A 12,331-nucleotide genomic window follows, 5' to 3' on the forward strand; every position below is an offset into this window, starting at 1 on the left:
CGCGCACATGGTTCCCCATGGGGATGTCAACGCCCCTGGGGGCTGATGGGATGGGAGGGTGCACACTCCTGTCCCACGGGTTCCCGAGCAGCCCGAAACGAACCGCGCGGAGAACGAGGTGAGGCTCACCGTCGAGCTGAGCAGGCTCACCGTCGAGCTGACCTCGGTCGTCGCGGGTGCCCGCAGACGGGCGCTGCGGGACGGGGACCGCCAGATCGACACCGCCCATCTGCTGCACTCGCTGATCGAGACCGACCCGATGGTCGCCGCCGCGTTCGAGGGGCCGGGCCGGCTCGCCCGCGTGCTCGGCTATCTCGTCCAGCGCAGCATCGGCTACGGCCTGCGCTGGCGCGGGTCCGTCGAGGACTCGGGGGGTGTGCCCGTCCACGTGCGGGAGCGCGATGTCGCCGGCTGGTCGCCCGCGGCCGTCGCCGCGATGGCGGGAGCGCTGCAGCGCTCCGCACTGCGCGGCGAACCCCGTGCGACCGGCCTCGATCTGCTGGCCGCGCTGGCCGGCGATCCGGACTGCCGCGCCGTCGAGGTGCTCCGGCGCGCGGGCATCGATCCGGGCAGCCTCAGCGGCCGGATCGGGGACCTGTCTCAACAGGTGTAACGGGTCTTACACACCTGACGCGGTGCTGCCATGATGGCCCGATGCACGCGTCTCAGGGGAGAAGCGCCGGCCTGGGACTCGCCCTGGCGTCGGCCTTCGCATTCGGTGGATCAGGTGTGGCGGCCAAGCCGCTGATCGAAGCGGGGCTCGACCCGCTGCACGTGGTGTGGCTCAGGGTGGCCGGCGCCGCCCTCGTCATGCTGCCCGTCGCCTGGCGACACCGCGACCTGCTGCTCCGCAAGCCCGCCCTGCTCGCCGGCTTCGGCCTCCTCGCCGTCGCGGGCGTCCAGGCCTGCTACTTCGCCGCGATATCCCGTATTCCCGTCGGGGTCGCCCTGCTCATCGAGTACTTGGCCCCCGCCCTGGTCCTCGGCTGGGTCCGCTTCGTCCAGCGCAGGCCGGTGACCCGCGCGGCGGCGCTCGGTGTCGTCCTGGCCGTCGGTGGCCTGGCCTGTGTCGTCCAGGTGTGGTCGGGACTGAGCTTCGACGCCCTCGGGCTGCTGCTCGCGCTCGCCGCCGCCTGTTGCCAGGTCGGCTACTTCGTCCTGTCCGACCAGGGCAGTGACGAGGCCGAGCCCGCCGACCCGCTGGGTGTCATCGCGTACGGACTGCTCATCGGCGCCCTCGTCCTGACCGTCGTCGCACGGCCCTGGGGCATGGACTGGTCGATCCTCGCGGGCAGCGCCGATCTCGGCGGGACGCGGGCCCCGGCCTGGCTGCTCCTCGGCTGGATCGTGCTCGTCGCGACCGTCGTCGCCTATGTCACCGGGGTCGTCTCCGTCCGCAGGCTCTCCCCGCAGGTGGCCGGGGTGGTCGCGTGTCTGGAGGCCGTGATCGCGACCGTACTGGCCTGGGTGCTGCTCAAGGAACACCTGGCGGCGCCGCAGATCATCGGCGGCGTGGTCGTGCTCGTCGGTGCCTTCATCGCGCAGTCGTCGACGCCCAGGGCGCCGTCCGGGCCGGTCGCAGGCTCGGAGCCCGTCGACGGTGACGGCGCCGGGGTGGCGACCGACCGGGCGACCCACGTAAGGTGACGATCATGCATTCGACCGTTCTCCCGCCTCCCGCCGCGTAACGCGGGCGGCGCCTCCTGACGAAGACCGGGCTCGGGCAGTCCCCGAGCGGTTCGTCGCTGCCCGCGTGCGGAGCCGAGCGACCACCATCCCGTCTTCACACGGAGAAGCAACGTGTCGAATTCCTCCTCCGCGTCCGCGGCCATGCCTGTCGGGCGGAGTCTCTTCTATCTGATCGTCGCCGGGATCGCCTGGGGCACCGCGGGCGCCGCGGCGTCCCTGGTCTTCCGGATCAGTGATCTCGGTCCCCTCGCCCTCTCCTTCTGGCGCTGCGTCGGTGGGCTCGTCCTGCTGCTCGGGGCGCTGGCGCTGAGGCCCGCACGGACGGCGGCGCGGGTCGCCGAGCCGCGCGGGCGGCGGCTCGCGCGCATTCTCGGTACGGGTATCGGCCTCACCGTCTTCCAGAGCGCGTACTTCGCCGCCGTCCAGACCACGGGTCTGGCCGTCGGCACCGTCGTGACGCTGGGCGCCGGGCCGGTCCTCATCGCCGTCGGCGCCCGGCTCACCATGGGTGAGCGGCTCGGACGCGGTGGTGTCGTCGCCATCGGGGGCGCCCTCGCGGGACTCGCGGTGCTGGTACTGGGCGGAGAGAGCGGCGACGTACGCCCGGCCGGTGTGGCGTTCGCGGTGCTGTCGGCGGCCGGGTACGCGGCGATCACCCTGCTCACCCGGTGGCTGGGGCGCGACGGCGGGGGTGGCGACGCGCTGTCCACCACCACTTGGGCGTTCGCCATCGGAGCGGTCGGGCTGCTGCCGATGGCCGGGGCCGAGGGTCTCGTCCCGCGCACCGCCGACGCCGTCCAGGTGGTCGGCCTGCTGTTCTACGTGGCCGCGGTGCCGACTGCGCTCGCCTACGCGCTGTACTTCGCCGGTGCCGCCGTGGTCCGTGCCGCGACCGTATCGGTGATCATGCTGCTCGAACCGGTGAGCGCGGCGGTCATCGCGGTTGCCCTCCTGGGTGAGCGGCTGACGTCGGCCACGGTGGTGGGCACCCTGCTGCTCCTGGTCGCCGTCGCCGCGCTGGCTCTGGCGGAGGCGCGGATCGCCGCGGTACGGCGCAGGGCGGAAGCGCTCGCCTGACGTCTTGGCGCGACCCCCGGCGGGGGGCGGGGACGCGGGCCGCGCGGCCCACGCCCCCGGGGCGTACGTCCGGCCCAGAGCTCAGGCGGCGGACGGCCTCAGGGCGCGGACAGTATCAGGGCAGGGCCGGCCGGCACGGTCGGCTCCGGAGCACGGGCGGTTGGCACGGCTGGCACGGTCGGCTCCGGAGCACGGGCGGTTGGCACGGCTGGCACGGTTGCCTCAGAGCACGGGCGGTTGGCACGGCTGGCACGGTTGCCTCAGAGCACGGACAGATAGTCGGGCAGCGCGATGCCCCGGTCCAGGTCGTCGGCCGGGATCGGCGTGCCGTGCCGGGGCGCGACCGGGATCACGCCCGCCCAGTAGGGCAGGGAGAGGTCCTCGGGGTCGTCGTTGGGGCCGCCCGTGCGGACCTTGGCGGACACCTCGTCGAGGTCCAGACGCAGCACGGCGGTGGCGGCCAGCTCCTTGGCGTCGGCCGGCCGGGAGTCGAAGGAGCGGCCGGGCACGACATGGTCCACGAGGGCATCGAGCGCCGTGCGGCGCTCGTCGGGGTCGGTGACCTGGTACGCCGTGCCGTGGACCACGACCGACCGGTAGTTGATCGAGTGGTGGAACGCGGACCGGGCCAGGACCAGCCCGTCGACATGGGTGACGGTCAGACAGACCGCGAGCCCGGGCTCGGCGTCCCCGTGGGCGGCGCCCGCCATGCGCAGAGGGCGCGAGCCCGTCGAGCCGTGCACATAGAGCCGCTCACCCACCCGTCCGTAGAGCGTCGGAAGGACGACCGGCGCGCCCTCGCGGACGAACCCGAGGTGGCAGACGTACGACTCGTCGAGGATCGAGTGGACCAGTTCGCGGTCGTACGAGGCCCGGTCGCGGCCCCGGGTGGGGAAGGTGCGCCCGGTCTTGGCGTAGGTGCCCCCGCCGGCGTGCCGCTGGGGGACCGCGGAATCGGCGGTGCTGGGCTCGGCGCCCTCCACGGCGCTGTGCTGTGAGGTCTCCGGCATTGACGTTCTCCATTGCACTAGTGCATAATTATGTTTGTGCTAGGAGAGTATCGGATCGTTGGGCGCCGCGCATCGGAGATTGCCGCGAGCGTCGAGCAAGGGGTCGGGACCGGGGCGCTCGCCCCTGGTCAACACCTGCCGCCCATGAGGGAGTTGGCCGCCGAACTGGGAGTGAATCCCAATACGGTGGCGGCGGCCTACCGCACGCTGCGCGAGCGAGGAGTCATCGAGACGGCGGGCAGGCGGGGGAGCCGCGTCCGGTCGTTGCCCGCCACGACCTCGCGCTCATCCCTTCAGATCGACGCCCCGGCAGGCGTGCGCGATCTGGCCAACGGCAGTCCCGATCCCGTGCTGCTTCCTCCGCTCGGCGAGGCGCTCACCGCGGCGATCCGCCCCGACGACGGGCGCTCCGGGCTCTACGGCCAGGAGCCGGTGGACGCCGGCTTCGCGCGGCTCGCGCGCGCCGCGTTCGACGTGGACGGGGTGCCCGACGGGCCCGTCGCCGTCGCTTCCGGGTCGCTGGACGCGATCGAGCGCGTGCTCGTCGCGCATCTGCGACCGGGCGACGCAGTGGCCATCGAGGATCCGGGGTGGGGGAGCCTCCTCGATCTCGTCCCGGCCCTGGGTCTGAAGCCGGTACCGGTCACGGTCGACGACGACGGGCCGCTGGCGGACGGCGCGGAACGGGCGCTGCGGGCCGGTGCCCGGGCGCTCGTCGTCACCGACCGCGCGCAGAACCCCACCGGGGCCGCCGTGTCCGCGGCGCGCGCCGCCGAGCTGCGCGCGGTGCTCGCCCGCCACCCCCGGACGCTGCTGATCGAGGACGATCATGGGCACGGCATCGTCGACCTGCCGGTGCACCCGCTGGCGGGGGTGACCGACCACTGGGCTTTCGTGCGCTCGGCCGCGAAGGCGTACGGGCCGGATCTGCGGGTCGCCGCGCTGACCGGGGACGCGGTCACCGTGGACCGCGTGCTCGGCCGTCAGCGGCTCGGGCCGGGGTGGGTCAGCCGGGTCCTGCAGCGGACCGTGGCGCATCTCTGGGAGACGGGAGCGGTCGATTCGCGGGCGGTGGCGCGGTCGTACGCGGAGCGGCGGGACGCCCTCGTGCGGGCGCTGGCCGACCGGGGGGTCGAGGCGCACGGGCGCAGTGGGTTGAACGTGTGGGTGCCGGTCGCCGATGAGACCGGCGCGGTCGCCCGGCTGTTGCACGCGGGGTGGGCGGTCGCGCCGGGAGCCAGGTTCCGGATGGCCGCCGGGCCCGGCATCCGGCTGACCGTCTCCGCCCTGACTCCGGACGAAATCGCTCCGGCCGCAGACGCGGTGGCGGCGGCGCTCGGACCGGCCCCCGCCCGCAGCTACGGCTGAGACGGGGCTCGCCGGCGCGCGGAGGGCCGGCTCTGCGTCAGAGCCGCGCCGGCGAGCACGATCAACGCGCCCAGCGGGGTGTTCCATGCGAGGTGTTCGTCGAGGAGCGCGACACCGGCCGCGGTCGCGATGACGGGGATGAAGTAGGTGACCATCGAGCCGGTCGTGGGGCCGACCTCGGCAACCAGGCCGTACTGGAGCAGGACCGCGTAACCGGTGCCGAGGGCGCCGAGCGCCAGCACCGCGAGCAGGGGCACCGCCGGGAAGGAGGCCGGCAGGTCGGTGAACAGCGGGGTGACGGCGGCCAGTTGGAGGGTCGCCAGGCCCAGTTGCGCGCCGGTCAGGGACAGATGGGAGGTGCTGTTGCCGCCCAGGGTCCGGCGCACGTAGATCCAGCCGACGGCGTAGCTGAGCGAGGCGAGCAACGCCATCGCGGTGCCGGTGACGTCCAGCCCCGAGAAGCCCTGCCAGGCGCCGAGCACCGTGAGAACCCCGGCGAATCCGATGCCGAGACCGGCCGCGCGGCGGCGGGTGGGGCGGTCCTCGGAGAGCGCGACCATCGACAGGGCCATGCCCCACAGGGGGGTCGTGGCGTTGCAGATGCCGGCGAGGGTCGAGGGGATCGTCAGCTCGGAGTAGGCGAACAGCGAGAACGGCAAGGCGTTGAGGAAGAACGCGGCGACCGTGAGATGGCCCCAGGTGCGGGCTCTGCGCGGCAGCCGCTCACGCTTCACGGCCATGGCGGCGGCGAGCACCGCCGTACCGAACAGAAGGCGGCCGAAGGTGACGTGGAAGGGTGCGTACGCCTGCGTTCCCACCTTGATGAGCAGAAAGCTGAACCCCCAGATGAGGGAGAGCACGGCGAAGCGGACGCGCCAGTCGAGCGCGTGGCGGCGGGGTGGCCGCGGGGCGGCGGACGCCGTGGTCGGGAGGTCCCTGGCCGGGACGACGGTGCTCATACACGCCACCTTGACGGAGCCCATCTCGTAGAACAAGCGACTTTTCGTCGAGGTATTCGATTAGCATTGCTTACATGTTGAATCTGGAGCGCCTGCGTACCCTGGATGCCCTCGCCCGGCACGGCTCGGTGAGCGGCGCGGCCGACGGACTGCATGTGACCACCTCGGCCGTCTCCCAGCAGCTGTCCAAGCTGGAGCGCGAGGTCGGCCAGCAGCTGCTCGCCAAGAACGGACGGGGGGTCCGGCTCACCGACGCCGGACAGCTGCTCGCCGACCACGCCGCGCGGATCCTGTCCCAGGTCGAGCTGGCCCAGGCGGACATCGAGGCGCAGCGCGGACAGGTCGTGGGGGAGGTGCGACTGTCGGCCTTCCCGACGGCGATGCGCGGTCTGTTCCCCCGGGCCGTCCTGGCCCTGCGGCAGAGCCACCCCGAACTGCGCGTACGCACCCTGGAGTTGGAGCCCGAGCAGGGCATCCAGCGGGTCATCCGGGGCGATGTCGACCTCGCCGTCGTCCTGGACTGGAGCAACAAGCGGCTGCCGGTGCCCGGCGGGCTGGCGATGGCGCAGCTCCTCGACGACGCGGCCGATGTCGCGATGCCGGCCGACCACCCGCTCGCGGGGCGCGACGAGGTCGACCTGGAGGACTTCGCCGAGGACGACTGGGTGTCCTGGCCCGAAGGCGAGTTCTGTCACGACTGGCTGGTGTTCACCCTGCGCTCCCAGGGGATCGAGCCGCGCATCGCCCACCTCGCCGGTGAGCACCACACACAGCTCGCCCTCATCGAGGCCGGGCTCGGCGTCTGCGTCACGCCACGGCTGGGGCGGGGCCCGACGCCGGAAGGCGTCGCGTTCGTGCCCGTACGGCACAAGATGCGGAGGCACATCTACGCGGTGTGGCGGGCGGACGCCGACCGGCGGCCGTCCATCCGGGCGGCCGTTGAAGCGCTGCGGGAGGTGGGGCGCGCGCAGGCGACGCCCCAGATCGCCGGGAGGACGGAACGCGAAGGCGCGGCCTAGGTGTGCAGCTTTCCGGTGCTCTGCAATAACGTTTCCAGCCGATGGCGAGCCGTGCGGCTTCCTGTTCAGCCGGGTGACGGGGAGGAGCTGTGGTCTCGCCGGGGTAGCCGTGGCTACTCGCGGCGCAGGTGGCTGAGCGGTGGCTTGGGCGGAGGGGGCGGCGCCCGGCAGGGTGACCGAGATGCGCGTGACCGAGACCGTACGGGAGCGCCTGATACGCGTTGCCGCCAGCGGCCGCCAGCGGCGGCGCCGCCGCCCTGGCTCACAGCAGAGGGCCGGCCGGAGGCCAGTGGACCGGCGAGGTCACCCACCCGGCAGGATCCGAACGTGAGCCCCTGGAGACCAGTACTAGAGGCCGGCCAGTTTGCGGAAGTCCCAGGACGCGACGGCGTCGGGCGTCAGCCGGAGCCAGGCGTGCCGGCCGTCGTGCGGCATCTCGTCCAGGCCGAAGTTCTTCCGGGCGAAGAGGCGCTCCACCGCGTCCAGTTCGGGGCACGGTTCGCCGGTGCGGGGCGCCTCCCCGACGAAGACGGCCGTGCCGGACAGCTCCACCCCGCGCAGCTCCCCGTACTCCACCCCGTCGTCCACCACCACCGCGAGATGCGGATCGCGGCGCAGCTCGGCCCAGCGGCGGCTGCGGGTGATCGAGTAGAGCCAGAGGGAGGTCCCGTCCCAGGCGAACCACAGGGCGCTGACATGGGGGCGGCCGTCCGCCGAGACGGTCGCCACCCGGCAGGTGCGCTGCTCGGTGAGGAACGCGTCCAGCTCGGCCGGGCTCATCATGATCCGGCGTCCACGGCGCTGTGTGACGGTCATCGGCCGTCCCCTTCCGTATTCCTGATGGAGTGTCAGAAATCATGGGGGCTCTTCCGTCCCCGCGCAATGGGAACTAGCCTCGCGCGCCCAGGAGGTGACCCGAGAGGTGACCCACGAGGTGATGAGGGGGACCGCATGCCGTCGTACGCGCAGCTCGTGGAACAGATCGAACCGGCCGCGACCGTGCTGCTCACCGTCGAATGCCAGCAGGGCGTCGTCGGCAAGCAGAGCGCGCTGCCCGAACTCGCGGCGGCCGCACGCTCGTCGGGCGTGCTCCACCAGGTCGCCCGGCTCGTGGCCGGCGCGCACGAAGCCGGGGTGCAGGTCCTGCACGCGGTGGCCGAGCGGCGGCCCGACGGCCGTGGCTCCAACCGCAACGCGCGCCTCTTCCGGGCCGCCGGACGCCTGCCCGTGCAGCAGCACAGCGGCAGCACCGCCGTACGGATCGCCGAGCCGATCGAGGTCACCGACGAGGATCTGGTCGTACGGCGCCTGCACGGGCTGTCACCGCTCGCCGGAACCGACGTCGATCCGTTGCTGCGCAACCTCGGCTGCCGCACGCTGATCGTGACCGGGGTGTCGGCGAACGTCGCCATCCCCAACGCCGTGTTCGACGCGGTCAACCTCGGCTACACGGCCGTCGTCCCGGCGGACGCCATCGCGGGGGTGCCGGCCGACTACACCCCCGCGATGATCCGCCACACGCTCTCCCTGGTCTCCACGGTCACCACCACCGACGAGATACTCGCCTGCTGGAAGGGGCCGCGACGGGTCACGCGAGCTTGATCGAACTCCCCTCGACCGTGATCGCGGCGGCCGGCAGCGGCGTGGTGGCGGGACCGGCCTTGACGCTGCCGTCCGTCGCGTCGAACTTGCTGCCGTGGCACGGGCACGCGATGACGCCGTCGCTGACGTCCTTCACACCGCAGCCGGCGTGGGTGCACTTGGACGAGAAGGCCTTGAACTGCCCCGCCGTCGGCTGGGTTACCACCACGCCCTTGTCGCCGAAGACCTTGCCGCCGCCGACGGGGATGTCCGCCGTGGCCGCGAGGACCTCGCCCTGGCCCCCGCCGCCGGACGAGCCCGACGAGCCCCCCGCGCCCGCCGAACCCGCGTCCGGCTTGTCCGCGCCGTAACCGGCCTTGTCGTCCGAGCCGCCGCAGGCGGTCAGCGCCGCGGCGAGCCCCGCCCCTCCCGCCGCCGCGACGACGGTACGGCGCGTGACCTTCCGAGCGGTCCCCTGCGATCCGGTCATACCGGGCTCCCCTTCCGATGCGGTGACTGATTCACGCGGGAGTACGGGCGCCGGCGCCCCGACGTTCAACGAACCGGCGCACTACCCCGAAGTAATCTGGGCCAATGCTCTCCGAAGTCACAGCGACCCGCTATGTCACGCCCCTGCGTGAGGGCGGCTCGCTCCCGGGCATCGTCGAGGCCGACGATCTCGGTACCTACGTCATGAAGTTCACCGGCGCGGGGCAGGGCCGCAAGACCCTGGTCGCCGAAGTCATCTGCGGACAGCTGGCCCGCCGGCTCGGGCTGCGCGTGCCCGAACTGGTCACCATCCAGCTCGATCCCGTCATCGGCCTCTCCGAGCCCGACCAGGAGGTGCAGGAGCTGCTCAAGGCGAGCGGCGGGCTGAACCTGGGCATGGACTATCTGCCGGGCTCGCTCGGATTCGACCCGCTCGCATACGAGGTGGACCCGGCGGAGGCGGGCCGGGTCGTCTGGTTCGACGCCCTGATCAACAACGTCGACCGCTCCTGGCGCAATCCGAACATGCTCGTCTGGCACGGCGACGTCTGGCTCATCGACCACGGCGCCACCATGATCTGGCACCACAACTGGCCGGGCGTCGAGGCCTCCACCGCCAAGCCGTACGACGCCTCCGACCATGTCCTCGCGCCCTTCGCGCCGGACGTGGCCACGGCGGCCGCCGAGCTGGCACCCCTGGTCACCCGCGACCTGCTCACCGAGGTGACCGCCGACGTCCCCGACGAGTGGCTCGTCGACGAGCCGGGCTTCGAGGCCACCGACGCGCTGCGGCGCGCCTATGTGGAGGCCCTCCTGCCGCGCGCCGCCACCATCCACGAACGGATCAACCTCGGGCCGCGCGCCGAGCGCACGCCGTCGCGGGCGCCGGGCTGGCTGACCGACCACCTCGCTCCCTGGCCGCACCCCACCAAGAGCAAGAAGGACGGCGACCAGTGAGCGACCGGGACGTCTTCGAGTACGCGCTGCTGCGCGTGGTGCCCCGTGTCGAGCGCGGCGAGTACTTCAACGCCGGGGTGGTGGTCTACTGCCGAGCCAAGACCTTCGTGGCCGCCAGGACACATCTGGACGAGACCAAACTGAAGGCCCTCGACCCGGGAGCCGACGTCATCGGTGTACGGGCGGCCCTGCACGCCGTCGAGGGGGTCTGCCGGGGAGGGGAAGACGCGGGGCAGGCGGCCCGTGATGACGCCGGACGGCGCTTCCGCTGGCTCATCGCGCCCCGCTCCACGGTCGTCCAGCCGGGCCCGGTGCACACCGGACTCACCACCGATCCGGAGGCCGAGGTCGAAAGGCTGCTCGATCTTCTGGTGCGCTGATCGACCAGGGTTGCGACGGGGAGTGAGCGGGCGCACCCGGTGGGCCGTTGACACCGGGTGCCAGGGCTTCTAGCGTCTCGTCTGCGGAAGGTACTAAGCGGTCGCTCATCTGCGGGACGCATGGTGTGGGCCGCATCCAAGGGATCCAAGGGCGAGGAGAACCAGCATGTCCACCACCGAGCAGCGCGTCGCCGTCGTGACCGGCGCGGCACGGGGCATTGGCGCCGCGACCGCCGTACGGCTCGCGGCCGAGGGCCGCGCCGTCGCCGTACTCGACCTCGACGAGGCGGCCTGCAAGGACACCGTCGAGAAGATCACCGCCGCCGGTGGCACCGCCATCGCCGTCGGCTGCGACGTCTCCGACAGCGCCCAGGTGGAGGCCGCCGTCGCGCGCGTCGCCACGGAGCTCGGCGCGCCGACGATCCTCGTGAACAACGCGGGCGTCCTGCGCGACAACCTCCTCTTCAAGATGAGCGAGTCCGACTGGGACACCGTGATCAACGTGCACCTCAAGGGCGCGTTCCTGATGGCCAAGGCCTGTCAGAAGCACATGGTCGACGCGGGCTTCGGCCGGATCGTCTCGCTGTCCTCCAGCTCCGCGCTGGGCAACCGGGGCCAGGCCAACTACTCCGCGGTCAAGGCGGGCCTCCAGGGCTTCACCAAGACCCTCGCCAAGGAGCTCGGCAAGTTCGGCATCACCGCCAACGCCGTCGCCCCCGGCTTCATCGTCACCGAGATGACCGCGCAGACCGCCGCGCGCATGGGCATGGGATTCGAGGAGTTCCAGGCCGCCGCCGCCACCCAGATCCCGGTACAGCGGGTCGGCCGGCCCGAGGACATCGCGAACGCGATCGCCTTCTTCACCGGCGACGACGCCGGCTTCGTCTCGGGCCAGGTCATGTACGTGGCCGGCGGCCCGCTCAACTGAAGCGAAGGGTGAAGAACATGACCGCAAAGGAACTTCCCGAGCTGTCCGGCAAGGTCGCGCTGGTCACCGGCGCCAGCCGGGGCATCGGCTACGGCGTTGCCGAGGCGCTGGTCGCCCGCGGCGACCGGGTGTGCATCACGGGCCGGGGCGAGGAGGCCCTCAAGGAGGCCGTCGAGCGGCTCGGTGCCGACCGGGTCATCGGCGTCGCGGGCAAGGCCCACGACGAGACCCACCAGGCCGTCGCCGTCGAGCGGGCCATGGAGGCCTTCGGCCGCGTCGACTTCCTGATCAACAACGCGGGCACCAACCCGGTCTTCGGCCCCATTGCGGACCTCGACCTCAATGTGGCCCGCAAGGTCTTCGAGACCAATGTGATCTCGGCGCTGGGCTTCGCCCAGCAGACCTGGAAGGCCTGGCAGAGGGAGAACGGCGGTGCGATCGTGAACATCGCGTCGGTCGCCGGGCTCGCCGCCTCGCCGTTCGTCGGCGCGTACGGCATGAGCAAGGCCGCCATGGTCAACCTGACCCTGCAGCTGGCGCACGAGTTCGCCCCGGCCGTACGGGTCAACGCGATCGCCCCGGCCGTGGTGAGGACGAAGTTCGCCGAGGCGCTCTACGCGGACAGGGAGGAAGAGGTCACCGCCGCGTACCCGCTGGGCCGGCTGGGCGTGCCCGAGGACATCGGGGGCGCGGCCGCCTTCCTCACCTCCGCGCAGTCGGACTGGATCACCGGCCAGACGCTCGTCGTCGACGGGGGAATTTTCCTCAATGCCGGAGTCGGCTGACCCGTATTGTCCTGAATGACCAGTGATTGACTCAAGTGCCCCGCCAGGGCTCCGCATTGACCTGGCGGGGCGCTGCGGTATGGTCGGCC

The 12,331-nt window shown here is 72.3% G+C and carries 14 protein-coding genes; 10 read left to right on the plus strand and 4 right to left on the minus strand.

The annotated features are described in order from the left end of the window. The first annotated feature begins 58 nt into the window (after positions 1-58). From ACZ5VC_RS10170 to ACZ5VC_RS10180, 3 genes are all read left to right on the plus strand, one after another. Positions 59-613: a Clp protease N-terminal domain-containing protein gene (locus ACZ5VC_RS10170; protein WP_469119618.1), complete on the plus strand. Its 555-nt coding sequence runs from the start codon at positions 59-61 to the stop codon at positions 611-613. Between the two features lie 41 nt (positions 614-654). After that, positions 655-1,647, plus strand: a complete 993-nt coding sequence (locus ACZ5VC_RS10175) for an EamA family transporter (protein WP_469119619.1) — start codon at positions 655-657, stop codon at positions 1,645-1,647. A 183-nt stretch (positions 1,648-1,830) separates the two neighbouring features. Further along, the gene (locus ACZ5VC_RS10180; RefSeq protein WP_469120198.1) at positions 1,831-2,766 is read left to right on the plus strand and encodes a DMT family transporter; all 936 of its coding nucleotides are present in this window, start codon (positions 1,831-1,833) and stop codon (positions 2,764-2,766) included. Between the two features lie 260 nt (positions 2,767-3,026). On the opposite strand, the gene ACZ5VC_RS10185 is transcribed toward ACZ5VC_RS10180, so the two are convergent. Continuing rightward, on the minus strand, positions 3,027-3,776 hold the full coding sequence (locus ACZ5VC_RS10185) for a pyridoxamine 5'-phosphate oxidase family protein (protein WP_469119620.1): 750 nt from the start codon (positions 3,774-3,776) through the stop codon (positions 3,027-3,029). 36 nt (positions 3,777-3,812) lie between these two features. Between ACZ5VC_RS10185 and ACZ5VC_RS10190 the strand changes: the two genes are divergently transcribed. Further along, positions 3,813-5,144, plus strand: a complete 1,332-nt coding sequence (locus tag ACZ5VC_RS10190) for an aminotransferase class I/II-fold pyridoxal phosphate-dependent enzyme (protein WP_469119621.1) — start codon at positions 3,813-3,815, stop codon at positions 5,142-5,144. Here the strand turns inward: ACZ5VC_RS10190 and ACZ5VC_RS10195 are convergent. After that, on the minus strand, positions 5,135-6,103 hold the full coding sequence (locus tag ACZ5VC_RS10195) for a DMT family transporter (RefSeq protein ID WP_469119622.1): 969 nt from the start codon (positions 6,101-6,103) through the stop codon (positions 5,135-5,137). The two genes, ACZ5VC_RS10190 and ACZ5VC_RS10195, sit on opposite strands and share 10 nt — an antisense overlap. Positions 6,104-6,177: 74 nt before the next feature. Between ACZ5VC_RS10195 and ACZ5VC_RS10200 the strand changes: the two genes are divergently transcribed. Then, positions 6,178-7,122: a LysR family transcriptional regulator gene (locus ACZ5VC_RS10200; protein WP_469119623.1), complete on the plus strand. Its 945-nt coding sequence runs from the start codon at positions 6,178-6,180 to the stop codon at positions 7,120-7,122. Positions 7,123-7,470: 348 nt separating this feature from the next. Here ACZ5VC_RS10200 and ACZ5VC_RS10205 read toward each other — a convergent pair whose 3' ends face one another. Beyond that, positions 7,471-7,938, minus strand: a complete 468-nt coding sequence (locus ACZ5VC_RS10205; RefSeq protein WP_469119624.1) for a pyridoxamine 5'-phosphate oxidase family protein — start codon at positions 7,936-7,938, stop codon at positions 7,471-7,473. Positions 7,939-8,073: 135 nt separating this feature from the next. On the opposite strand from ACZ5VC_RS10205, the gene ACZ5VC_RS10210 reads away from it, so the two are divergent. Then, on the plus strand, positions 8,074-8,724 hold the full coding sequence (locus ACZ5VC_RS10210) for a cysteine hydrolase family protein (protein ID WP_469119625.1): 651 nt from the start codon (positions 8,074-8,076) through the stop codon (positions 8,722-8,724). Here ACZ5VC_RS10210 and ACZ5VC_RS10215 read toward each other — a convergent pair. Next, entirely contained in the window at positions 8,711-9,193 is a 483-nt protein-coding gene (locus tag ACZ5VC_RS10215) for a Rieske (2Fe-2S) protein (protein WP_469119626.1), read from the minus strand. The genes ACZ5VC_RS10210 and ACZ5VC_RS10215 overlap by 14 nt on opposite strands. A 104-nt stretch (positions 9,194-9,297) precedes the next feature. Here ACZ5VC_RS10215 and ACZ5VC_RS10220 point away from each other — a divergent pair, with 104 nt between their 5' ends. The 4 genes from ACZ5VC_RS10220 to ACZ5VC_RS10235 all read left to right on the plus strand — a co-directional run bounded on the left by ACZ5VC_RS10220 (position 9,298) and on the right by ACZ5VC_RS10235 (position 12,242). Then, positions 9,298-10,149 (plus strand): HipA family kinase, encoded by an 852-nt coding sequence (locus ACZ5VC_RS10220; RefSeq protein WP_469119627.1) that lies wholly within the window; start codon positions 9,298-9,300, stop codon positions 10,147-10,149. Continuing rightward, positions 10,146-10,529, plus strand: a complete 384-nt coding sequence (locus ACZ5VC_RS10225) for a DUF3037 domain-containing protein (protein WP_469119628.1) — start codon at positions 10,146-10,148, stop codon at positions 10,527-10,529. Before ACZ5VC_RS10220 ends, ACZ5VC_RS10225 begins: the two co-directional genes overlap by 4 nt. Before the next feature lie 166 nt (positions 10,530-10,695). Continuing rightward, a complete protein-coding gene (fabG, locus tag ACZ5VC_RS10230; protein ID WP_469119629.1) occupies positions 10,696-11,457 on the plus strand; it encodes a 3-oxoacyl-ACP reductase FabG in 762 nt (253 codons plus the stop codon). A gap of 17 nt (positions 11,458-11,474) precedes the next feature. Further along, positions 11,475-12,242: an SDR family oxidoreductase gene (locus tag ACZ5VC_RS10235; RefSeq protein ID WP_469119630.1), complete on the plus strand. Its 768-nt coding sequence runs from the start codon at positions 11,475-11,477 to the stop codon at positions 12,240-12,242. Positions 12,243-12,331: the final 89 nt, after the last annotated feature.

It is taken from the genome of Streptomyces sp. NPDC033174 (genome assembly GCF_055577795.1).